This window comes from Pyruvatibacter sp., assembly GCF_040219635.1.
Lineage (GTDB): Bacteria > Pseudomonadota > Alphaproteobacteria > CGMCC-115125 > CGMCC-115125 > Pyruvatibacter.
Genome location: NZ_JAVJSC010000002.1, coordinates 199,287 through 221,429 on the forward strand (window position 1 = coordinate 199,287; position 22,143 = coordinate 221,429).

At 58.7% G+C, this 22,143-nt stretch carries 20 protein-coding genes, 2 tRNA genes and 1 pseudogene; 8 read left to right on the forward strand and 15 right to left on the reverse strand.

Features of this window, described 5'->3' with window-relative positions; translation table 11 throughout:
• The first annotated feature begins 393 nt into the window (after positions 1-393).
• Positions 394-1,101, forward strand: coding sequence for a transglutaminase-like cysteine peptidase (locus RIB87_RS01945; protein ID WP_350142951.1), 708 nt, complete (start codon positions 394-396; stop codon positions 1,099-1,101).
• A 131-nt stretch (positions 1,102-1,232) separates the two neighbouring features.
• On the opposite strand, the gene RIB87_RS01950 is transcribed toward RIB87_RS01945, so the two are convergent.
• A complete protein-coding gene (locus RIB87_RS01950; protein ID WP_350142953.1) occupies positions 1,233-2,024 on the reverse strand; it encodes an enoyl-CoA hydratase-related protein in 792 nt (263 codons plus the stop codon).
• Between the two features lie 223 nt (positions 2,025-2,247).
• Here RIB87_RS01950 and RIB87_RS01955 point away from each other — a divergent pair, with 223 nt between their 5' ends.
• From RIB87_RS01955 to xth, 3 genes are read left to right on the forward strand one after another with little or no spacing between them, the layout of a single operon-like run.
• A complete protein-coding gene (locus RIB87_RS01955) occupies positions 2,248-2,640 on the forward strand; it encodes a DUF4870 family protein (RefSeq protein ID WP_350142955.1) in 393 nt (130 codons plus the stop codon).
• Between the two features lie 8 nt (positions 2,641-2,648).
• Positions 2,649-3,323 carry a hypothetical protein gene (locus tag RIB87_RS01960; RefSeq protein WP_350142957.1) on the forward strand — a complete coding sequence of 225 codons (675 nt, stop codon included), beginning with the start codon at positions 2,649-2,651 and terminating at the stop codon, positions 3,321-3,323.
• Positions 3,324-3,337: 14 nt separating this feature from the next.
• On the forward strand, positions 3,338-4,120 hold the full coding sequence (xth, locus tag RIB87_RS01965) for an exodeoxyribonuclease III (RefSeq protein ID WP_350142959.1): 783 nt from the start codon (positions 3,338-3,340) through the stop codon (positions 4,118-4,120).
• 4 nt (positions 4,121-4,124) lie between these two features.
• Here the strand turns inward: xth and RIB87_RS01970 are convergent, their stop codons facing one another.
• On the reverse strand, positions 4,125-5,702 hold the full coding sequence (locus RIB87_RS01970; RefSeq protein WP_350142961.1) for a M81 family metallopeptidase: 1,578 nt from the start codon (positions 5,700-5,702) through the stop codon (positions 4,125-4,127).
• Positions 5,703-5,846: 144 nt separating this feature from the next.
• Here RIB87_RS01970 and RIB87_RS01975 point away from each other — a divergent pair, with 144 nt between their 5' ends.
• The gene (locus tag RIB87_RS01975) at positions 5,847-6,215 is read left to right on the forward strand and encodes an EthD domain-containing protein (RefSeq protein WP_350142963.1); all 369 of its coding nucleotides are present in this window, start codon (positions 5,847-5,849) and stop codon (positions 6,213-6,215) included.
• A gap of 6 nt (positions 6,216-6,221) precedes the next feature.
• Here RIB87_RS01975 and RIB87_RS01980 read toward each other — a convergent pair whose 3' ends face one another.
• From RIB87_RS01980 to RIB87_RS02025, 10 genes are all read right to left on the reverse strand, one after another.
• On the reverse strand, positions 6,222-7,304 hold the full coding sequence (locus tag RIB87_RS01980; RefSeq protein WP_350142965.1) for a succinylglutamate desuccinylase/aspartoacylase family protein: 1,083 nt from the start codon (positions 7,302-7,304) through the stop codon (positions 6,222-6,224).
• Positions 7,297-8,226 carry a 30S ribosomal protein S6--L-glutamate ligase gene (rimK, locus tag RIB87_RS01985; RefSeq protein ID WP_350142967.1) on the reverse strand — a complete coding sequence of 310 codons (930 nt, stop codon included), beginning with the start codon at positions 8,224-8,226 and terminating at the stop codon, positions 7,297-7,299. The genes RIB87_RS01980 and rimK overlap by 8 nt, the downstream gene beginning before the upstream one ends.
• The gene (locus RIB87_RS01990) at positions 8,223-8,738 is read right to left on the reverse strand and encodes an ATP-dependent zinc protease family protein (RefSeq protein WP_350142969.1); all 516 of its coding nucleotides are present in this window, start codon (positions 8,736-8,738) and stop codon (positions 8,223-8,225) included. Before RIB87_RS01990 ends, rimK begins: the two co-directional genes overlap by 4 nt.
• A gap of 81 nt (positions 8,739-8,819) precedes the next feature.
• Positions 8,820-9,539, reverse strand: a complete 720-nt coding sequence (locus RIB87_RS01995) for a tetratricopeptide repeat protein (RefSeq protein WP_350142971.1) — start codon at positions 9,537-9,539, stop codon at positions 8,820-8,822.
• A complete protein-coding gene (gene ilvD, locus RIB87_RS02000; RefSeq protein ID WP_350142973.1) occupies positions 9,526-11,250 on the reverse strand; it encodes a dihydroxy-acid dehydratase in 1,725 nt (574 codons plus the stop codon). The genes RIB87_RS01995 and ilvD overlap by 14 nt, the downstream gene beginning before the upstream one ends.
• A gap of 120 nt (positions 11,251-11,370) precedes the next feature.
• Positions 11,371-12,561 carry a serine hydrolase gene (locus RIB87_RS02005; protein ID WP_350142975.1) on the reverse strand — a complete coding sequence of 397 codons (1,191 nt, stop codon included), beginning with the start codon at positions 12,559-12,561 and terminating at the stop codon, positions 11,371-11,373.
• The gene (locus RIB87_RS02010) at positions 12,558-15,335 is read right to left on the reverse strand and encodes a valine--tRNA ligase (RefSeq protein WP_350142977.1); all 2,778 of its coding nucleotides are present in this window, start codon (positions 15,333-15,335) and stop codon (positions 12,558-12,560) included. Before RIB87_RS02010 ends, RIB87_RS02005 begins: the two co-directional genes overlap by 4 nt.
• A gap of 174 nt (positions 15,336-15,509) precedes the next feature.
• Positions 15,510-16,190 (reverse strand): PopZ family protein, encoded by a 681-nt coding sequence (gene popZ, locus RIB87_RS02015; RefSeq protein ID WP_350142979.1) that lies wholly within the window; start codon positions 16,188-16,190, stop codon positions 15,510-15,512.
• 257 nt (positions 16,191-16,447) lie between these two features.
• On the reverse strand, positions 16,448-17,890 hold the full coding sequence (locus tag RIB87_RS02020) for a TolC family outer membrane protein (RefSeq protein WP_350142981.1): 1,443 nt from the start codon (positions 17,888-17,890) through the stop codon (positions 16,448-16,450).
• 281 nt (positions 17,891-18,171) lie between these two features.
• On the reverse strand, positions 18,172-18,840 hold the full coding sequence (locus RIB87_RS02025; RefSeq protein WP_350142983.1) for a protein-L-isoaspartate O-methyltransferase family protein: 669 nt from the start codon (positions 18,838-18,840) through the stop codon (positions 18,172-18,174).
• A 218-nt stretch (positions 18,841-19,058) separates the two neighbouring features.
• On the opposite strand from RIB87_RS02025, the gene RIB87_RS02030 reads away from it, so the two are divergent.
• A tRNA-Cys gene (locus tag RIB87_RS02030) sits at positions 19,059-19,132 on the forward strand.
• Positions 19,133-19,167: 35 nt separating this feature from the next.
• Here RIB87_RS02030 and RIB87_RS02035 read toward each other — a convergent pair.
• Positions 19,168-19,467: a hypothetical protein gene (locus RIB87_RS02035; protein ID WP_502943189.1), complete on the reverse strand. Its 300-nt coding sequence runs from the start codon at positions 19,465-19,467 to the stop codon at positions 19,168-19,170.
• A gap of 192 nt (positions 19,468-19,659) precedes the next feature.
• On the opposite strand from RIB87_RS02035, the gene RIB87_RS02040 reads away from it, so the two are divergent.
• Positions 19,660-19,735, forward strand: a tRNA-Asn gene (locus RIB87_RS02040).
• Positions 19,736-19,990: 255 nt separating this feature from the next.
• Positions 19,991-20,248, forward strand: coding sequence for a hypothetical protein (locus RIB87_RS02045; RefSeq protein WP_350142987.1), 258 nt, complete (start codon positions 19,991-19,993; stop codon positions 20,246-20,248).
• 18 nt (positions 20,249-20,266) lie between these two features.
• Here the strand turns inward: RIB87_RS02045 and RIB87_RS02050 are convergent.
• Positions 20,267-21,277, reverse strand: a pseudogene (locus tag RIB87_RS02050) (recombinase family protein); the annotation flags it as partial.
• A 46-nt stretch (positions 21,278-21,323) separates the two neighbouring features.
• Positions 21,324-22,142, reverse strand: coding sequence for a hypothetical protein (locus tag RIB87_RS02055; RefSeq protein WP_350142989.1), 819 nt, complete (start codon positions 22,140-22,142; stop codon positions 21,324-21,326).
• Position 22,143: the final 1 nt, after the last annotated feature.

A 22,143-nucleotide genomic window follows, 5' to 3' on the forward strand; every position in this document is an offset into this window, starting at 1 on the left:
GACGCGGAAGACCAAAAGTTTTTCGCCCACTTTCAAAAATAATTTGGGGTCCCGAACCCCGTATTTTCGACGTCATTCTCGATGTGCGCCGCGTTGTATTGCCCGTCAGAAAGTCTGCGCCGACCCGGCCCGCCCGGTGTAAGGCTGCCAAAACACCAGCTATTGCGCCGTTTTTCACCCAAATCCTTGGTTCGAGCTAAAACCTATTAAAAATCGAACGGCAATCTAATCTGAATTGAACTTCACTCTAATTGAATATAGATAGTGTTTACAGTGTCTTTGATTTAAATACAGACGCCAATATTTCAAATACAGAAAAACATAACCGCCATCCTCAGCGAACATTCTGAGGTAACCAAGGGGTTGGTTATGTTTATACTTCGCAGTTGTCTAATGCTCGCAGTCGTTATCGCTCTGGCTGCCTGCCAAACCACCGGCGCCACATCGGTTCCGGCATCATTCTCAAACACGCCTGCCGCCACGCCGTCAGCCACCGCCGTCTCCATGGTGGAAGGCCCGGCAGCGCGTCCGCCCATCGGCTATATCGGCTTTTGTCTGCGCCACCGCGCTGACTGCGAGCCGCAGACCGATACATCGTCTGGCGACATCACGACGTCATCAACTGCCGGTCTGCCTGGCGCCGTTGCACTCACGTCGGAACGCTGGCGTGAACTCAATGAGGTCAATACCTACTTCAACCGCACGGTGCGCCCGGTCGAGGATATCGACCTCGTGCAAAAGGTTGAATGGTGGAGCTACGCCATAAACTCGGCCGGTGACTGCGAGGACTATGTTCTCGAAAAGCGCCGGGCCCTGATCGACCGTGGCTGGCCTGCTGATGCGCTGCTCATCACTGTTGTTCGGCAGTGGAATGGCCAGGGCCACGCGGTGCTTACCGTCGTCACCGATAAAGGCGATCTCGTTCTCGACAATCTGGCAATGGGCATCGTGTCTTTTGACAAGGCGCCCTACACCTGGCTCATGCGCCAGTCTCGCCAGCACCCCATGCACTGGGTCAAGCTGAACGGTGAGGGCACAGCGCCCCACACCGCCGGCCTCCAGAGCAACACGTTCGTGGCTGGCGGTCCCTTGGGCCTCTAATCACGCCGACCCCGACAAGGGTCAAGTCGGCCACGAAGCTACCGGCCTTGCCGGACAGCAAGGCCACTACAGAGGGCTGGTTCCGCCGGACAGCGGTTCCAGCCCTCCCGGTTTTTCCAAGGCGACTATCTTTAGCGTCCCTTCCAGACGGGCGCGCGTTTCTGGGCAAAGGCCATTGGCCCCTCAATCAGATCCTCACTTTTGAACAGCGCATGTACCGCGTCATATTTGCCGTTTACAGCCTTCTCCAGATCAGCCTCGTCCAGCCCCGCATAGACGCTTTGCTTGGACGCACGGATCGACATCGGGCTGCAGGCTTCAATCAGCCTGGCCCAGCGCATGGCCGCCTCCATAAGCTCCGCAGCCGGAACAACCTCATTAACGAAGCCCAGCGTCTGGCCTTCTGCTGCGGGCACCGTACGGCCCGTCAGAATCATGCCCATGGCTTGCTTGACCGGAATCTGACGCGGCAGCCGATGCAGCCCGCCCGCCAGTGCTGCAAGTCCCACCTTGGGTTCAGGCAGAGCGAAGGTTGCCGTGTCGGCGGCGATAATCAGGTCGCAGGCCAGCGCAATCTCAAAACCGCCGCCCATGGCCACACCGTTGACAGCCGCAATCACCGGCTTGGTAAGGCCATAGCGCGATGTGAGCCCGGCAAAGCCTGACTTGGGCACTTCAATAGCGTTGCCTTCAGCCTGCCACTTGAGATCATTGCCCGCTGAAAAAGCGCGCTCGCCTTCGCCGGTAATGATGGCGACCCACAGATCGTCGTCGGCTTCAAACGCATCAAAGATTTTTTCCAGTTCAAAGTTTGCCGGCGGGTGCAGCGAATTCATCCGGTTTGGCCGGTTGATCGATACTTTCAGCACGTTGCCGTCGCGCTCAGCGGTTGAGAACTCAAGATTGGTAAAGGCGTCGCTCATGGAAAGGCTCCTCCCTGTTTGGATGAGTGAGTGTGTCAGCGCATTTATCGGCGCTTGTTCGCGCCAACAGTGCGACGGCAGCGCTGGCGCATCAAGAGCATGAACCGCCAACCCGTGATTACCGTGTTGGACCCTGCGTCAACTGTTGCCTATGTTTTTGCATTGCAGGCAGCGGCTGATTCGGCCCCTCTTCGCAGCGCCCTTGTCAGAAGGAAAAAGCCTTATGAGCGAGACACCCTCATCCGCACCGGAGCCGGCACCACAACCCACCGCGCCGCCCGCAGGCACAGCGCCTGACCCCTTGATGGCCCATATCGTTTATGGCCTGTACGCACTTGGCTTCTTCAATGGCTTCACCGGCATTGTTGGTCTTATCATTGCGTATGTCCGTCGCAATGATGTGCGCGGCACATTTCTGGAAAGCCATTTCACCTACCAGATCCGCACCTTCTGGATATCTCTTGGTGTCGGGCTTATCAGCGTTGTGTTGATGATTGTCGGTATCGGCTTTTTGTTACTACTGGCGCTGGCCATCTGGCTGGTCTATCGCATCGTCAAGGGCTGGCTGCGGCTAGCCGATGGCAAGCCGGTTGCTGACCCTGAAGGCTGGCTTTAAGCGCCGGAATGTCGCTCTCACCTGACCAGACAGGCCCCGCCCCTGATCCGCTTGATGCACGCTGGGTGCTGGAAGTGGACGGGCGCATCTATGGCCCCTACACCGGTCATGCCTTGCGCGAATACGCGCGCGAGGGCCGTGTTGCCGTGCATTCTACCGTCGCGCGCACGGGCCAGCCTGCCGGTGAGGAGGAATGGATGCCGGCAGGCGATGATCCGGTCCTGGCAACCCTGTTTGATGACATGGCGGGCCATCAGAATGCCCCCCGGCCGCACGCTCAGCCACACAGTCGTAACGAGCACAATCCAGACCCCGGCTCTCCGGCCTCAAACGTTGCGCCGGATGGACGAAGCTATGGGCCAAGCAAAAACCAGGTCGAACGGCGCAAGCGACCCGGCTCGTTCAACATCATCATCATCACTGATGTGAAATCGCGCTCCAGTGGCCCGCTTGAAACCGCCATTATGTCGCTCGGCCCGGCCTATAAGATTTCCGCCAACGCATGGGTCGTTCACTCGCCGTCAGGAGCCCCCGAAGTCGTCAACACACTGACTCAGCATCTGGGTAGTGCCGATCGGATTTTTGTGGTGGATGCCACCCGAAACCGCACCGCCTGGTTCAACATGGGGCCGGAAACCGACTCCAAAATCCGTCAGGTGTGGAAACATCAGGGCGACCATTAGGTGCTTGAACACTCATGAAAATCGCCACATGGAACATCAACTCCATCAAGGTCCGCCTGCCCAACCTTCTGGCATGGCTCGCTGAGGCACAGCCCGATGTGGTCTGTCTTCAGGAACTTAAATGCATGGACGATGCGTTCCCGCGAAGTGCTGTTGAGGATGCCGGTTACAACGTCGAAACCCACGGCCAGAAGACTTACAACGGCGTGGCCATTCTCTCAAAGTCACCTCTTGAAGATGTAACCCGCGGACTGCCCGGTATGGAGGACGACGAACAGGCGCGCTATCTCGAGGCAGTTGTGCCCGCAGGAAACCGTGTGGTGCGTATTGCATCGATATATCTGCCCAACGGCAACCCCGCCCCCGGCCCTAAATATGACTACAAGCTGGACTGGATGGAAAAGCTGCGCGCCCATGCACAAGCGCTGCTTGCCCATGAGGAACCGCTGGTGCTGGCGGGTGACTACAATGTCATCCCCACACCCGATGACGTACATGACGCCGCCGCTTGGGCTGACGATGCGCTGTTCAGGCCCGATACGCTGCACCAGTTCCGCGCGCTAGCGAACCTTGGCCTCACGGATGCCTTCCGCGCCTGCCATACAGCGCCGCATCGTTACAGCTTTTGGGATTATCAGGCCGGAGCATGGCAGAAGAACAACGGCATCAGAATCGATCACCTGATGCTAAGCGCGCAAGCCACTGATTTACTTAAAGCCTGCGATATAGACAAGCATGTGCGTGATTGGGAAAAACCCTCTGACCACGTGCCGGTCTGGGCGCAGTTCGACCTCTAGCAGCCTATTTTGACGGTTTGCGCGAGCGTTGAAACGCCGGCCCCATAGGCATCAAACGCACGCCGCTGCGCAGCCGCCGATACGGCAAATCCAGATGGTCCGCCGGGTTGGGGCCGGGCGATGCCACCACCAGAATATCCCGCGCCATCTTCTGGAAATCCGCCCGGAAGTGGACTGAGCTTTTGACAGCAACAATGTTTTCCCCGGCCGGGTCCACGCCGAAGGCTGTAAACATGGCGCGGTCTGCCGTTTGCACCTTGTTGCTGGCAACAACAATTTTGACACCGCCCATGCGCAGCAGCGCCGATTGACCAAGCGACAGGTGCGCGCCGCGGTAAAACGGGCCATGCGCATCAATTTCACCATCATGAAGTGCCAGCACTTCAAACCGCCCCTCAACGGGTTTTTCGCGTATGCCGCCTGACCATGCTCCCAGCGCCAGATGAACCGTCGCGCCCTCGCCCGCTTCCCATGCCGCACGTGCTGCAACCGGATCATTGATGACACCGCACAGAGCCGTATCTGCGCCGTCAATCAGATGACGGAGCAGCCCCACGGTGTCGCCATTGCCTCCGGCACCAGGATTGTCCTGTGTATCCGCCAGAATGAGCGGGCCTTGTGCGCGGTCCTTGGCGCTGCCCGCCTCGCCATAGGCAATGGCCTCTTCGCAGGTCCACAGCTTTTGCTGAAACGCGCGCTCAAACTCCATGAAGGTTTCAGCCAGCCGGTCAACGGCTTCGTCAGCGGCTTCCTGCGTTTCAGCATAGGCCATGACGGCAGGGCCGCATTCGGCGATGTCAGCGGGTGGAAAGCCCATCGCCGCAGACGCACTGAGAATGGCCGTCTGCTCGCCATGACACATATCGAGGGACAACTCGGTCATGGCCGTTACGTCCGCATAAATCAGAGCGCCGGGATTGTTCATGGTGCTCTGCGCTGTCAGCGGCACCAGAAAATTGAGCTTGCGGAAGGCTTTTGCCGGCCGCCCCGCCATGGAGACAATGCGGGCAACAAGCTGTGCCGCCCGTGCGCCCGTTTGTGCCATATCCACATGCGGATATGTGCGATAGGCCACCAGTGCATCAGCATTGCGCATCATCTTGGCGGTGACATTGGCGTGCAGATCAAGCGAGGCCACAATCGGCACCCGTCCGTTGGTGGTATCGCGGATCCACTCAAGCAGATCCCCCTCACCATCTTCGGTGTCTTCCGTGACCATGGCACCGTGCAGATCAAGATAGATCGCATCCAGCGGGCCGTCGCGCAGCGCCGCCTCAAGCTCAGCTACAATCATGCCTGCGACATGCGAAAAGGCGTTGGTTGTGACGTGAGCAGACGGTGTGGCTGCGGCCCACACCATGGGTACTGCGACAATATTGTGGGCAGGTGCTTCCGCCAAAAACCCGGCGATGGGCACATTCATGCACGGTTCGTCATCATCCCCCGCCGCAAATGTGGTCAACAAACCCGCGCCACCCTGCAGCGCGGGCCAGGCATCAGCCATCAAAAACGCATCCAGATCTGCCTTCTGCGAGGCAAAAGTGTTGGTTTCATGTTGAAAACCGCCAACCGCAACGCGCATGAGATACAGCCGCTTTTCTTACCCTGCGAGTACATTTGCGTGGAATAACGCGACACCCGCACAGCCAGCTTAGGACTCGATGGCGCTTCGGGCTACAGTTTGCAGAACAAAAAATCACAGACATGAGGCTGGAAAACTAACGCCATGATAAAATTGATATTTTGCCTGCATCGCCTGCCGTCTCTTACGCCAGACGCCTTCAGAAGCTACTGGTGGGACACGCACGCCCCGTTGGTAAAAGCGCGCGCACCCGCCCTGCGGATTGCCCGCTATGTGCAGTCGCACGGTCTGGACAGCCCGCTGGATGACGCCATGCAGGCATCGCGCGAGGCACAGCCAAAATATGATGGGGTGGCCGAACTTTACTGGGCCAGCGAGGATGACCTCAATTTTGCCATGACCGACGACGCAGCCCTCAAGGCCGGTGCGGAGCTTCTGGAAGATGAAAGAAAGTTCATCGACCTGAAACGCTCGTCGCTGACATTTGTGCGCGAACGTCCGGTTGTTGGATAAGAGCCGCTAAAGTATCTCATCCTCGTCAAACAACGGGTCGCCCTCGAACCCCTCCTCAATGGCCTTGAGGCCGGCACCTTTGGATGCCGCTTTGCTCAACTCGGCAATGTGAATGAGCGCATCACCCTGATTGACCACGGGAAGGTTTGACCGACCGATTATGAGACCGTCGCGGGTGGTCGTCATTTCGGTGTCACGCACGCCAAACGGGTCCGACACCACGCCCAGAAGCGTGCCCGCCTTCACGAACTGACCTACCTTGCAATGAATACGTGCGATGCCGCCCTCCGTGGCGCGTATCCATGCACTTTTCGTGGCAACTGGCGTGCTACCAACGCTGCGCTTTGTGCCGGCCTCAACGTTTCCTGGAATGGCGGGGTGACGCCCGATCATGTCAAGCGAGCGCAACACGTTGAGCACGCCCTTGAGCCCAACCCGAATAGCTGTCTCATCAAACCGCAGCCCCTCCCCGCCTTCGAACACCATGACGGGCACACCAAGCTCGCCCGCGGCATGACGCAGCGACCCTTCGCGCAGCGACGAGTTAACGATCACCGGCGGTTTGAATGATTCAGCAAGTTTGAGTGCTTTCTTGTCACTCATATCAACGCGGATTTGTGGCAGATTCACGCGGTTGATCGCCGCCGTATGCAGATCAATTCCAAAGTCGCTGCGCGCCACCACTTCATTGATAAACAAATGCGCAAGCCGTGCCGCGAGCGACCCTGTGGGTGAGCCGGGAAACGACCTGTTGAGGTCACGTCGGTCCGGCAGGTAACGGCTTTGGGCAATAAACCCGAACGTATTAACGATCGGAACCAGCAACACTGTACCCGCCAGCCGCCGCAGCGCCGGTGCACGAATAAGCCGCCGCACAATCTCGACACCCAGCACCTCATCACCATGTACCGCCGCGCTGATGAAGATTGTCGGACCCGGACGGCGACCATGAATGACCTGAACCGACAGCGTTGCAGGCGTGTGGTCAGACATCATGCTCAGCGGCAGATCAATGACCTTCCGCGTACCCGGTGCAATTGTATTGCCGGCAATGTCGAACAGTGCCCGTGTGGGGGTCTTTTCAGTCACTCTTTTTGGCGCTCCGCTTTTTAGTCGTGCGGGTTTGTGTTTTGCCGGGTTTGGCATGTTTTTCAATGAACGCGATGATCTGCCCGGCAACATCAACATGAGTGGCGTTCTCCAGGCCTTCGAGACCCGGCGACGAGTTGACCTCCATCACTACCGGCCCGTCGTTCGAGCGCAGCATATCGACGCCGCAGACATTTAGGCCCATGGCCTTGGCGGCTTTCACGGCGGTCGCCCGCTCCTTTGGTGTGATCTTTATAAGTTGGGCACTGCCACCACGGTGCAGATTAGAGCGGAAGTCACCTTCCTTGCCCTTGCGCATCATCGCCGCCACAACCTTGTCGCCAATGACAAGACACCGCACATCCTCGCCCTTGGCTTCCTTCACAAACTGCTGAACCAGAATATTGGTCTGCACACCACCGAAGGCCTGAATGATGCTTTCCGCTGCGCGGGGTGTTTCGCCCAACACCACGCCGATGCCCTGCGTGCCTTCAAGGAGCTTGATGATGACCGGCGCGCCACCGGCCAGTTTGAGCAGCTCATTCGCATCTGATGTGCGATGCGCAAAGACTGTTGTGGGCAGCCCCACACCGTCGCGCGACAGCAACTGAAGGCTGCGCAACTTGTCACGCGATCGCGAAATCGCAACCGATTCATTGAGCGGATAAACACCCATCATCTCAAACTGCCGCAGAACCGCAGTGCCAAAGAATGTGACCGAAGCCCCGATGCGCGGAATAACCGCATCGTAGCCCTTGAGCGATTCCCCGTGATAGTGAATCTCCGGATCGCTGGACGCGATGTCGATGTAGCATCGCAGATGATCTATCACATCAATCTGGTGACCACGCGCGCGTGCGGCTTCAACCAGGCGCTTGTGCGAATAGAGCGATGCGTTGCGGCACAAAAGTGCAATTTTCATTCAGGGGTTTTCTTTCTGGTTTTGTGGAGGGGCATCTGTGCGCCAGTCCGGCCACCCACAAATGAACGCCCGGGGTCTATAACAAAATGTTGGCGCATGGCCTGACGCCCCAACAGCATCCTGAAGCCAAGCTGGTCCCGGTCAGCCAGTGTCAGTTCGATGGGCCATTCAAACTCACCGATGCGCGCTGTTGTGCGAACCACATAGCGCAACTCCTGCTGCCCGTTGGAACTGCGTACCTTGCGCCTGTCATGCACCGCACAGATGCACTCGATTTCAGGTGTCCGCCGCCGCTGTTCGGGATGCAGCATGAACGAGACATGCGGCACACCGCTTTCGCTGAAAGGACGGACACGGAACGCATGAATAGCCGACGTGCGCGCACCCGTATCAATCTTGGCTTTGATGCGCGGCACATTGAACTCATCCAGCCCCACCCATTCACGCCACCCTATAACGGGTAATATTCGCAACGGTTTTGAGGCAGGCGGCTTTTGAGGTATCAGAGCCATTGGGCGGGGTCTGCGTGAGGGTGCATAAGCGCCATAAGATAGCATCCACGCACTTAGTCAAACAGCTTTGCTGCACACAGACTACTTTTTGGTGTGCTCAAGCCTGAAAGCCTCAGCAATGCGCGCACCGGCTTCGATCTGGACACGCGACATCTGCTTCTCGCGCTGGCCCATGAGCGCGTCAACGCCGGGTAGCATGTCCGGCGTGGCTCCCTGCCGGGCCAGCAGCAAATAACTGTATGCCTTTGGCTTGTCCTGCGGCAGTGCAGTCCCATCCCAGTAGATGCCCGCGAGGTGAATGAGCGCTGGCGTATAATACTTCTCGGCGGCAATCTCGTACCACCGGATGCCTTCGTAGCGGTTCCGCTCGGCGCCCTCGCCGTTGTAATGCATCTCGCCAATTTTCATCTGCGCTTCCGCATGTTGAGCCAATGCGGCTTTTTCATACCATTGCAGGGCTGCGTAATGGTCACGCGGGAGGTCTGCCTCGTCAAAACCCGATCGGTAGTAATCCGCCAGTTCAACCTGCGCCTGAACGTGCCCCGCTTCCGCAGCCTGCGTCAGATATTTCACCACGTTGCGGGGAATGAAACTCACCCCGTGGCCACCCTCATACATTTTGGCAGCAAGATAGGCAGCAGTTGCATCACCGGCGGCCGCGCCTTCAACCCACGCGGCTGCGGCTGCAGATGCGTCACCCGAGGCATATGCCTCAATGCCTTTTTCAAGGCTTGCATAGGCAGGCAGCGCGCCAATCAAAAGCGCACCAAACAAGGCAGCCGCAGCCTTAGATATCCGCATAAACATGCGTCTCTTCCTTTGCACCAGGGTGCGTAAGCGCGCCCTTGTAAGCAGGCCCCACGAGCTGAACATATTTCCACAATGTGCCCGAATTATAGTCAGTGGCACGTGGCTGCCAGCCCTTGCGGCGCTCGGCCAACACATCTTCGGATACATCAAGGTCAAGTGTCCCGGCTTCGGCATCAATGGTGATGATGTCACCATCCTCAATCAGCCCGATGGGGCCGCCAACGGCTGCTTCGGGACCAACATGGCCGATGCAAAAGCCGCGCGTGGCACCGGAGAACCGACCATCCGTAATCAGCGCAACCTTGTCACCCATGCCCTGGCCATACAGTGCGGAGGTAGTGGACAACATTTCGCGCATACCCGGTCCGCCCTTGGGGCCTTCATAGCGAATGACCAGAACCTCACCTTCCTTGTACTGACGGTCTTCCACCGCAGCAAAGGCGTCTTCCTCGCAATCGAAGCATCGCGCGGGGCCTGAAAACTGCTGCTTCTCCAGTCCGGCAACCTTCACAATGGCCCCTTCTGGCGCAAGCGAGCCCTTGAGGCCGACAACCCCGCCGGTCGGCGTAATGGGGTTGGATACCGGATAGATCACTTTTTGATCCGGGTTCCACTTTATGTCTTCAAGGTTTTCAGCCAGCGTCTTGCCGGTCACGGTAATGCAATCACCATGCAGGAACCCGCCGTCAAGCAGTGTCTTGAGCAGCATCGGTACGCCGCCGGCCTCATACATGTCCTTGGCCACGTAATTGCCGCCCGGCTTGAGGTCAGCAATGTAGGGCGTCTTGCGGAAAATCTCGGCGACTTCCATCAGATCAAAATCAATGCCTGCCTCATGCGCCATGGCAGGCAGATGCAGCCCGGCATTGGTCGATCCGCCAGATGCCGCAACAACAGTTGCCGCATTCTCAAATGCCTTGCGCGTGCAGATGTCGCGTGGACGCAGACCCGTCGCAATAAGATCCATCACCGCCCGGCCTGATGCTTCGGCATACTGGTCGCGGCTTTCATAGGGTGCCGGTGCGCCAGCCGAGTTGGGCAGCGCAAGGCCGATGGCCTCAGATACACACGCCATGGTGTTGGCGGTAAATTGCCCGCCGCACGCCCCCGCGCTGGGGCAGGCAATGCACTCAAGCTCATGCAGATCCTCATCCGACATGTTGCCGGCTGAGTGCTGGCCCACGCCCTCAAACACATCAAGAACGGTCACGTCCTTGCCCCTGAAATTGCCCGGCAGAATAGACCCGCCATACATGAAGACGCTGGGCACGTTGAGCCGAAGCATCGCCATCATCATGCCCGGCAGGCTCTTGTCACAGCCCGCAAGCCCCACAAGCGCGTCATAGCAGTGGCCCCGCATGGTGAGCTCGACAGAGTCAGTAATGACATCACGGCTGACCAGTGACGATTTCATGCCCTGATGGCCCATGGCGATGCCGTCGGTCACTGTAATGGTGCAGAACTCGCGCGGCGTACCATTGGCCATCTTGACGCCGGCCTTTACAGCCTGCGCCTGGCGCTGAAGCGCGATGTTGCAGGGTGCTGCTTCGTTCCAGCAGGTAGCGACACCTACAAACGGCTGGTCAATCTCCTCCTGCGTCAGCCCCATCGCGTAGTAATATGAACGATGCGGCGCCCGCTGCGGACCAACAGTTACATGGCGGCTGGGGAGCTTGGACTTATCGAAACGGGACGTGGCCATTGGAAACAACTCTCTGTGAGCAATAAGGAACGGACGCGATAATACGGGCAAGAGTGGCTGTCATCCACTGCCCTGATGGATATCTGATGTGCAAGGTTAAACCGGCTTTTGCATCAGAGTTCACGGAATGTCTGCCTGGCGCAGACTGCCGATCATCGCCAGATAGGCATTGGTAAAAGCAGCCTGGTCCAGCGTTGCATGTTCGGTGTTCCATGTGGCTGTGACGCACCAGCGCGTGCCGACGTCGTCCACCAGATGCGTGGTCATGTTGTAGGCCCCGAAGTTTGACCCGCCCTTGTAGGCAATCTGCCGCCAGTCATCAGGATTGGCCACACCGGGATTAACCTGCATGGCCGGTTGGTCCGCCACTTCACCCGCCAGCGTGCAAAGTGCACGCGCAGTCATCACCCAGCCGATTTCAGGCGACGGGCTGTCGTCCAGGTCAGAGACTGTCGGCAGTGGCGAACCGGCCAAGTCAGCCAGCACGTCTGGCCGGTCCTCATCAGCAGCCGCGCGATACCGCGCGCGCGTGTTGTTGACGTCCGCCTTCAACTTGAAAAACTCGGCTGTTGTCAGCACCGGCGTCTGCATCACATGCTTTTCAACTGTATCACGGCCCAAAATCGAAATCAGTGCATCCGTTGCGGTGTTGTCGGATATTGAAATCATGAGGATCGCCAGTGTGCCCAGCGTTACGGAAGTGCCTTCAGGCCACGCCTGCATAACGCCACTGGGCAGTGAGCGCCATTCAGGTTCGAGCTGAACAACGTCAGCGAGACTGATGTCTCCGCCATCCACGGCTTGCGCCAGCGTCTTGAGCACAGCCATTTTGAACGATGAACCCACGTCCAGCGGGGCATCCGGTGCAAGCGCCACCTGATCCACATCATCACGGGTCACAAGCACGGATATTTGCCCGCCACCTGAACGCTCAAGCCGCACAAAGCCGCCCAGCGCCTCCTGCGGGGTCAGCCCTGCAGCAGTGGGCTGGCGGAAAAACAGGAAAGTGATGAGACCCGCATCATCAAGCTGGATTTCCGCAGGCACCCGCCCGCGCTCGAGAAATACCGTGAATGTGTTTGGCCCCTCGCGCTGCACTCCGCGAAAGCCACCCAGCGTTCCTTTGAGGCCCCGCACGATGGCAACCACCTCTTCCACATTGGCGCGGTTCAAAAGCGCTGGCGAAAACAGTGTGCGTTCAACCGTGTCAGATACAAAAATGGTTTCCAGCACATCTTCTTCAGCAGCGTATGCCGGTAGCACACATGCAAACAACGCCACGGCCACACCAAGCAGACGAGCCATACTCATGATGCCACCCCTTCCAGACGCCCCAGCGCGTCGCTTAACTTTGCACGCGTCTGTTCAGCATCCGCTCGCCGCTCGCGCTGTTCTTCAATCACCGCGTCGGGCGCTTTGGACAAGAACTTCTGGTTGCCCAGTTTGCCGTCAATCTTGGCAATTTCCTTGTCCCATTTACTGACCTCTTTTGCGAGGCGCGCACGCTCTTCATCGAGGTCAATCACATCAGCGAGCGGCAGAAAAACCGTAGCCTCATCCACCACCACCTGGATAGCGCCTGCAGGGGCCTCATCGGCTGCTTTCATGCTGTCAAGGCGTGCCAGCTTTTCGATCATTTCGCGGTTGCGCGTCATGCGTTCGCGTGTTTCAGGTGATGCGCCTCGTAACACGAGCGGGATCTTGGCCCCGGCTGGTACATTCATCTGTGAACGGACGGAACGAACCTCGGTAACAAGACGAATAATCCAGTTAATTTCATCGTCGGCGTCAGCGCTGCCAAGATCGGCGGCATAGTCAGGCCACTGCGCCGTCACCAGCATGGTGTCGCGGGCGGGTCCCTCAACGCCGTCGCGCCACAGCTCTTCGGTGAGGAATGGCATCATCGGATGCAGCATCAGCAAAATCTGGTCAAGCGCCCACGCCGCCGTGGCGCGGGTCTCAACCTTAGCGGCCTCGTCACTGCCGTTGAGCACAGGCTTGCTGAGCTCCAGATACCAGTCGCAGAATACGTCCCAGACGAAGTGATAGAGCGCCGCCGCTGCCTCGTTGAACTTGTAAGCCTCTATGGCTTCCGTCACCCGCGCCGCCGTTCGGCGCGTTTCGCCTGCAATCCATATATTGGCCGTGCCGGAAACGCCGGCGATATCAAATCTGGCAATGCGGGCACATTCGTTCATCTGGCAGAACCGCGCAGCATTCCACAGCTTGGTGCCAAAGTTGCGATAGCCCTCAACCCGCGACGTGGCCAGCTTGATGTCGCGGCCCTGCGCCGCCATGGCGGTGAGCGTGAAGCGCAATGCGTCGGCGCCGTAGGCATCAATCAACTCCAGGGGGTCAATGACATTGCCCTTGGATTTCGACATCTTTGCGCCCTTCTCGTCACGGACGAGCGCATGGATATACACATCGCGGAACGGCACTTCCTTCATGAAGTGCAGACCGAACATCATCATCCGGGCAACCCAGAAGAAGATGATGTCAAAGCCTGTGACCAGAACGTCAGTCTTGTAATAGCGCTGGACTTCCGGTGTCTCTTCCGGCCAGCCCAGCGTTGAGAACGGCCATAGGCCGGAACTGAACCACGTATCCAGAACGTCCTCGTCCTGATGAAGCTCTGTGGGTTTGCCGTAATGCTCTTTGGCAAGCGCGTGTGCTTCGTCGGCGGTGTGCGCAACAAACACTTCCCCGTCCGGCCCATACCACGCGGGAATGCGATGACCCCACCATAGCTGGCGCGAGATGCACCACGGCTGGATGTTACGCATCCACTCGAAATACGTCTTTTCCCAGTTGCGCGGCACAAACACGGTTTCACCGCGCTCAACAGCCTCGATGGCGGGCTTGGCAAGCGTTGCAGCGTCCACATACCACTGGTCCGTCAAAAACGGTTCGATGACATCATTGGAGCGGTCGCCATAAGGAATAGCGTGCTTGTGATCGTCGATCTTGTCGAGCAACCCGGCGTCATCCAGCGCCGCGACGATCAGCTTTCGCGCCTCAAACCTGTCCTTGCCGTCATAGGCAGCAACAGCCTCGCGCCCCTGCGGCGCGTTCTCCAGAAAAGCCTCGTTGCTGTCGAGTGCCAGGCGCCCTCGCGTGTCCATCAGGTTAATCATCGCCAGGTCGTGACGTCGGCCCACTTCAAAGTCATTGAAGTCATGCGCCGGCGTGATCTTCACAGCACCTGAGCCCTGCGTCGGGTCTGCATGTTCGTCAGCAACTATGGGAATGCGTCGGCCGACCAACGGCAGCACAACATGAGAGCCAATCAGATGAGCGTAACGCGGGTCTTCAGCGTTCACTGCAACGCCGGTATCGCCCAGCATTGTTTCAGGCCGCGTGGTCGCAACCACAATGTAATCACGGGTCTCAAACGCTGTTGGGTTGCCGTCCTCGTCATGCTCGACAGGAAACTCATATGTCTTGCCGTCCGCCAGCGGATAACGGAAATGCCACAGATGGCCGTCCACATCCGTGGGCACCACTTCAAGGTCCGAGATGGCTGTCTCAAGCGTCGGGTCCCAGTTCACAAGGCGCTTGTCCTTGTAGATCAGGCCCTCGCGATACAGTTCCACAAACACCTTGAGCACGGCCTGCGACATGCCTTCATCCATGGTGAAACGCTCGCGTGACCAGTCACATGACGCACCCAGCCGACGTAGTTGATTCGTGATGGTGCTGCCGCTTTCAGCCTTCCATTCCCACACTTTCTCAACAAAGGCATCGCGGCCCATGTCGCGGCGGCCCTTGTTGTCGCCCTGCTCTGCCAGTTGCCGCTCAACCACTGCCTGCGTGGCAATGCCCGCATGGTCCGTGCCGGGCTGCCACAACACGTCCTTGCCGCGCATGCGCTCAAACCGCACCAGAATGTCCTGCAGCGTGTTGTTGAGCGCGTGGCCCATGTGGAGTGAGCCGGTAACATTGGGTGGGGGGATAACAATCGAATAGGGCCTGGCCCCTGCCGCCACCCGATCAGGCTGTCCCGCCTTGAAGGCGCCGGTCTTTTCCCACTCGGCATAAATACGCGGCTCTGCGGCCTGCGGCTGGAAGGTTTTTTCAAGCATGGTGTTTCGGGTCGCGCATTCTTTGGTGAGGGCTTGGATAAGCGAATTGAAAACAAAAAAGCCGGTCCCTGGTCAGTACCGGGAACGTGTCCGAGGTACTGCATAGGAACCGGCTGGTTTTAACGCAAGCAGGGCTAAGTACAACCGCCCTGCCCCTCGTTCGGGGGCGTCGCTTTACCGCCGGCGGCGGCGCGATACCCGTTCAACTTCTTCTGCTACGGCTGCTTCCACGATGGAGGCCAGATTTTCATCCAGCCACTGCTTCATCATTGGCCGCAACAGATCCTGAACCAGATCCTCCATGGTCCGCGATGTGCCGTCAGATGAAATACGCATGTCGTCCGAGAGCCGCTCAAAAGCTGCTGTGGCTGCCGAAGCTGCTTCCTCCGACATAAGACCCTGGGATTCTATTTTCTCAGAGGATGCAGGCCTGGGGGCTGAGACAGGCATGGCCACAGGTGCGGGCTTTGGAGCAGGCTCCGGGTCCGGCGTGCGGTCTATAGCCATAAGGTCGCTGTCATCGCCGGTGTCAAAAGGGTCTGTGGGTGTTTCAGGTGCCGACTTCGGCTCTGGCTCATGAACAGCGGCAACCACCGGCTCAGGTTCTGGTTCAGGAATTGACGGTGCCTCGGCCACGTCAGTCAGCTCAAGAACGTCATCGTCTTCAGCGTCATCCTCAAGAATATCCTCGACGGAAATTGCGTCATCATCCCCATCCGCATCCCCATCTGGGGCATCAGGTGCTGCGGCTTTTGCGTCCGCGCCGTTTTCGTCACCATCTTCGGAGATGATACGGCGGATGGAGGCGAGAATCTCCTCCATGGATGGTTCTTGCTGCGTGCTTTGATCGCTCATGTTTTACTCACCGCATCCCGCGCAAAAGCGCCTGCTGTTGGAATTCCTGCGTGGCTTTGCCAAATATTCCATCTTAGGAATACCCCGACAACAGCACACAAGTCCCGGCCCCTTGATCTGCAAAACCCTAACCCAGCCGTCAGGCCAATTAAAGGCGCACAGAAGCCGCCTCTGTAATTAGCCTCAAGTTTGGGGAAAAAGTGTTAACCCGACCCTAGGATTGGGCTGACAGACGGTAAACCAAACCAAAATCAGCCTTAAAGGTCGCCCGCAGCGTCAGTTCCTGATTCGGGAGCAAGCTCATCCGGCTCGTCAGTGACGCCGAATCCAAACCATTTGTCACTGACCCGGTCGTAGTTTGCGGCAGGGTCATACTGCTCCACCGGCAATGCTAGATACCCGGCGCTCAACCGACCGGTTGCAGATAAAAGCTGATAGGCAGCCACATAGGCATTGCGTTCTGATGTCACCAGCGCCACACGTGAATCCAGAAGCTCCTGCTCGGCATCAAGCACATCAAGCGTTGTGCGCGAGCCTACTTGTGCTTCCTGCTGCACACCATCAAGGGCAATTTCGTTGGCGCGCACCTGCTCACGGTCAGACGTGATCTGTGCATTTGCGGCCCGATAGGCTTCCCACGCACTGGCCACACCCTCTTCGACGGAGCGCATGGCGGCGCGAATCTGAAGGCGCTGCTGGCTGTTGAGCTGTTTTGCCTGACGTACCTGGCTGTACACCGCGCCCGACTGATAAAGCGGAACGGTCAGCCGCCCGGTTACCGTCGCCGCCTCGGAGTTGGCAAGCGATGAGCTTGGTTTCTCAGAATAGCTGTAGTCGCCCTGCACAGTGAGCGTCGGCAATAAAGCACCCTTGGCAGATCGGATGGCGTGACGGGAGGCTTCCTCGGCAAATCGCGCGGCCTGCAGAGTGGGGTTGTTGGCAATAGCTATGGCCAGCGCTTCTTCTTCCGTTGCCGGCAAGGGCGGCAGATCAGGCGCTGCATCCAGTGTGCCCGGTGCCATGCCCACGACGTTCTCGTAGGCAGCACGCGAATTGGTTAGGTTGGCCTCAGCACGGATAAGCGCTGACTGCGAGCGGCTGAGGCGAGCCTCTGACTGGGCCACATCCGTGCGGGTGATCTCGCCGACGTCAAAACGATCCTGCGAGGCCTCCAACTGACGTTGAAGGACCGTGACGTTGTTGCGGTTGAGGGCAACTGTCGCGGTATCACGCAGCACATCCATGTAGGCTGTAACTGCACTCAGCAACACATCCTGCTCGGTGCCCGCAAGCTGAGCACGCCCGGCAGCAACCTGTGACTTCGCCTGACGGGTTTCAGCGGTTGTGCGCCCGCCGCGAAAAATATTCTGTTGAACGGTAACAGCCGCCGTATTGGTGGTGCGGTCGTCGCGCGTACTGTTGATGGCCCCGAACCCGGCGCCTGTCGCCAGTTCGTTGTCGGATTGCGAAAACTGAGATGTGCCCGTGGCACTGATGGACGGCCGCCAGCCTGACAGTGCCTGGGCCACGCCTTCATCCGTTGCCCGCAATTCAGCACGTGCAGCCTGCAAAGTGGGATTGCTGGCATAAGTAGCTGTAAGGGCATCATTAAGCGTTTCAGCCCCTGCGTGAGACGACGACACCAGCGCAGCCGCAATGAGCAGAGCAGCCCCCATAATTGGATGGCTGCTGCGGCGCATGCGCAATTCAGTGCGCAATCCCGTGCGAAAATCAGCCCTATGTGTCGTCAAAACGTCCCCCCGCGTGTGCCAGTGCACAGCAATTTGAGTATGCCGGACCTATATAGGGTCTGTGTCTATATAGTGTAATGCCTCTGGCAGGTTCAATGATGAAACCCACTAATCTTGTACTCTATGCCGATTTTCCGGCGGTTTTGCGGTTTCCCTGTAGCAGGTTGTGGACCTGTCTAACGGTCGAAACTCAATAAACCCGTCGCGGTAAGGCCGATCCGCGACAACGGCTAGAAAACAAAACCCTTCGGCGGTTCAAAGCCCGGCAGCGGTGTAACGGCAGCACTGAACTCTGCACGAGCGCTCGACGTTTCACCTGAGCGTTGAAAAACATGAGCTTTGCCAGCAAGACCGCGGCCAATAACGCACACAAGTCTGCCGCCCTGCTTCAACTGCGCGCATAATGCTTCGGGCGCATCAGGAAGCGCACCCTCCACCACGATTACATCAAATGGTGCCTGCGCCGGGCAGCCTTTGGGCAACGGGCCTTCAATAACCGCCACGTTGTCCACCCCTGCTTTGGTCAGGTTCTGCCCGGCAGTCGCCACCAATGCGGCGTCGCTTTCAAGCGCCACAACGGTTTCGGCAAGTTTCGAGACGACAGCGGGACCATAGCCAAGGCCTGCCCCCACATACAAAACAAGATCACCCGACGAAATGTCGGCAAGCTGGAGCAATCGGGCAAATACCCAAGGCTCCATGAGGCAGCGGATTGTGCCATCTTCCCCGGTGTGAATCGGCATATCCTCATCACGATAGGCGATAGATCGCTTGGCGGCCGGCACAAACTGCTCGCGCGGTGTTGCGCCCATGGCGTCCAGCACGGTGCGGTCCGTCACATCATTGGTGCGGATCTGACTTTCGATCATGTTGTGACGGGCGGATGCAAAATCGAGCATTGGTTGAGCCTGGTTATGGAGCCTGAGAGGGCAGCTACGGGCAAACTGCGGAGCTTTTCCGCCTTATAGTCAGCAGCGCGGTGACTGACAATGCAATGCTGCGCAGTGTGGCACAACGCTGTTTTTGGCCTGATGCCGATTGTTTGCGCGTCCTTCGGGTGCTATAGCCTCGCCCGCTTGGCAAACACGCGCTAGAATATGCGCGTAGTACCCAGTGAGGCCACGTGGCGGAGTGGTTACGTGCCGGACTGCAAATCCGTTTACCCCGGTTCGATTCCGGGCGTGGCCTCCAATTTCAAGCACTCATCAAGCAAGCCTGTATATCGGCTACCCGGTTTCTTTCGGGTCGCGGTCTGCCTTTTGGCGGGTCGCGTCTTTCGCTGCGGCCTTTGCGGCGGCGCGTCGGCCACGCCAAACCTCAAGGCGGCGTCGTATGCGCCTGATGCGGTAGGAATCGATGGACAGTATCAACAGACCCATGGGGATCATCCAGAACCCCACCACCGGCAAAAAGCCGACCATGCCGAACAGCACCAGAAAAACGCCGATGGCGATCCGCACGGGCTTCGAGCCGGGCACATTGTAGTAGCGCTTGCCAAGTCTGATTCGGGCCATTCGTCCGTTCATTCTTTCAAATACGGGCTGCCCAACGGCAAACGCCTACATAGTCACGCAGGGTGCATACACCAACGCATTAACCGGATCGTTATGAGATTTGTATCAATCTCACGAAATCGGACTTTGCAAGGCGGCGATCGCTTTGCTATAGCCCTGCCTCGCACGGCGCTTGAGGTTAACAGATCAGGCGCACTGCCGTGTTCCCCGGTAGCTCAGTTGGTAGAGCAAGCGGCTGTTAACCGCTTTGTCGCTGGTTCGAGTCCGGCCCGGGGAGCCAATTCACAGAAAGGCCGTTGAAGACCTCTCCAGCGGCCTTTTTCTGTGCGTCGAGCATCGCTGTTTCGGCAATCAGATCAAAGGGTTGCTTCAGGGTCACCGAGAGATCGCCGTCGGCCCATGAGCAGTTCGAAACTAGAAAATTGAGAAGACGCCGTTTTTTGCGGGAATCCTGTTTTTCGAAAAGCCGCTGGGCGTTCTGCGCCAGTTCGATAAGGCGCACGCCTTCATCCAGATAAGACTGATCCGCGCCCTGGTGCCGCTCGATGTCGCGCAGGCACCGTTCCTGCTCCGCTCGCCATTCGGTGGCCATCTTCTCGTAGAAGGCCGCGTCGATGGTGCCGTCGAGCTTGTCCACATAGGCGGCGTGGATGCGGTTCTGGAGCCGGTCGTATTCGGCGCGCAGTTTCTCGATGGCTTCCTCGTGCTCGCGCCTCTCGTCGGCGTGGCTGTCGTGAAGGGCGTCGCGCACCCAGTCCAAAACCTCGTCGTCGAACGCCAACTGGCCGAGTAGCTCGCCGAACTTCTCTTCGAGGACCTCCTCCCGGACATAGGGCTCGTCGCATTTCCCTTTGTAGCCGGTGCAGTGGTAGTAGATGTAGCGCTGCTTCTTGATCTCGCCGACCACCGAGCAGCCGCAATGGCCGCAGGCGATCAGGCCCGAGAAGGCGAAATCGTGCTTCACGCGGCGATGCTTGCTGGCATTGCGGCCGTCCATCATGTCCTGCACCCGCTCCCACAAGTCCCGCTTGACCAGGGGTTGGTGGCTGCCCTGATAGAGACGGCCATTCCATTCGAACTCGCCCATGTAGAGTCGGCTGCGCAGGATCTTGTGCACCGTGCTGGTCGGCACCGACTTGCCGCTCTTGCGGTAGCTGAAGCCGTCTGCACGCGCCCTTTTCGCCACGTCGCGCAATGCCAGTCCGCCGGCCGCGTACCGTTCGAACATCCTGGTCACATGCGGCGCGACCTCGGGATCGGGCTCGATCACGCGCTTGCCGGTGGCCCCGTCCACGTTGCGGTAGCCAAGCGGCGCGGCCGAGGGCCAGATGCCCTGCTCCGCCTTCTCCAGCATGCCCTTCCTGGTCTCTTCCGATAGATTGTCGATGTAGTTCTTTGCCATAAGCACCTTGATGCCATGCATGAACTTTTCCGACGACTTCGAGTCGCGCGACAGGATCGCCCCTTCCTTGACGAGATGGATCTCGACATCGAGGTCGTCGAGCATCACCCAGTCCTTGAGATTGCGATAAAGCCGGTCGGTCTTCTCGACCAGGATGTCCCGGACCCGGGGATTGGCCCGCAGAAACGCGATCATCTCGGAGAAGCTGGTCCGACCGGTTTGCTTCGCTGTCTCCACGTCGACATATTCCTCGACGGCGGACAGCCCTTCGCGCGCTGCATAGTCCTTCAGCAGCTTGATCTGCGCTGGGATCGAGAAGCCTTCCTTCTCCTGCTCCTTCGACGAAACACGGGCATAGAGCACCGCCCGGCTGACATCGTCGGCGGCCTCGCTTTTGGATTTGGTTGTCTTGTTTGCCATGTTGTTTAGTATAAACTAAACACCTTCCTATATCAAGTCGCGACGGTCAGTTTACCCTGATCCGGTCTTTCTCGCGGATCAGGCCGGGAACGCCGAGAATCCAGCCTTCCACCCTCGCCACGCTGCGCTCGGGCGCGGTCAGATTCGGAGCAAGCAAACCGGCGAGGCTGCCGTCCCTGTCGGCGCGCGACAGCCAGGCGGCAATGGAATAGGCGTCGTGCTGATCGCCTGTGCGGCCCTCGCGTACGAAACTACGGGACCAGAGCGCGGGATAGACCTCGGCGATGGCGGACTTTCCCTGCGGAATGTCCCAGCCGTCGAACGGCCAGAAATGGATACGCTCGCCCAGTTCCCGGCGAATAAAACGCAGCCACGGAATCCCGGCATGGGTGGACTTGGCCACCTGCCCCTGCACGTCAAAATGAAAGACGGACTTCGCCCCGCCGGCCCGCTCCTCGGTCAGACGACGCCAGCGGGCATTACCCGTCCGCGCCGCACCGTTGCCAGCGGCGCCGGTCCGCACGAAATCGACGTAGGTATGTTCCTCGTCGGTCGGCCAATGGCGCTTGAAATCGTCGAGGAAGGCCGGCCAGTCGGGTTCGAGCCCGTGAACCTCGAAATAGCGCAGCGGAAAGGAAAACCCGTGATCGATACCGACCAGCGTCGGAACGTCCCCGGACAGGCTTTCGACCAGCCAATAGGCAACGCCCTTGCGGGTCCAGTATTTGCGCGGGCTCGGCGGCGGAGGCACCTCGGCGGGCGGGTCGCCGCCCTCGGCCAGATAGACGCGCAGCCCCTTCAGGCTCGCCGTTGGCGTTTGCGCGCCGGAATAGTCGATACCGATGGTGCGGGCGAAGGCGGGCATT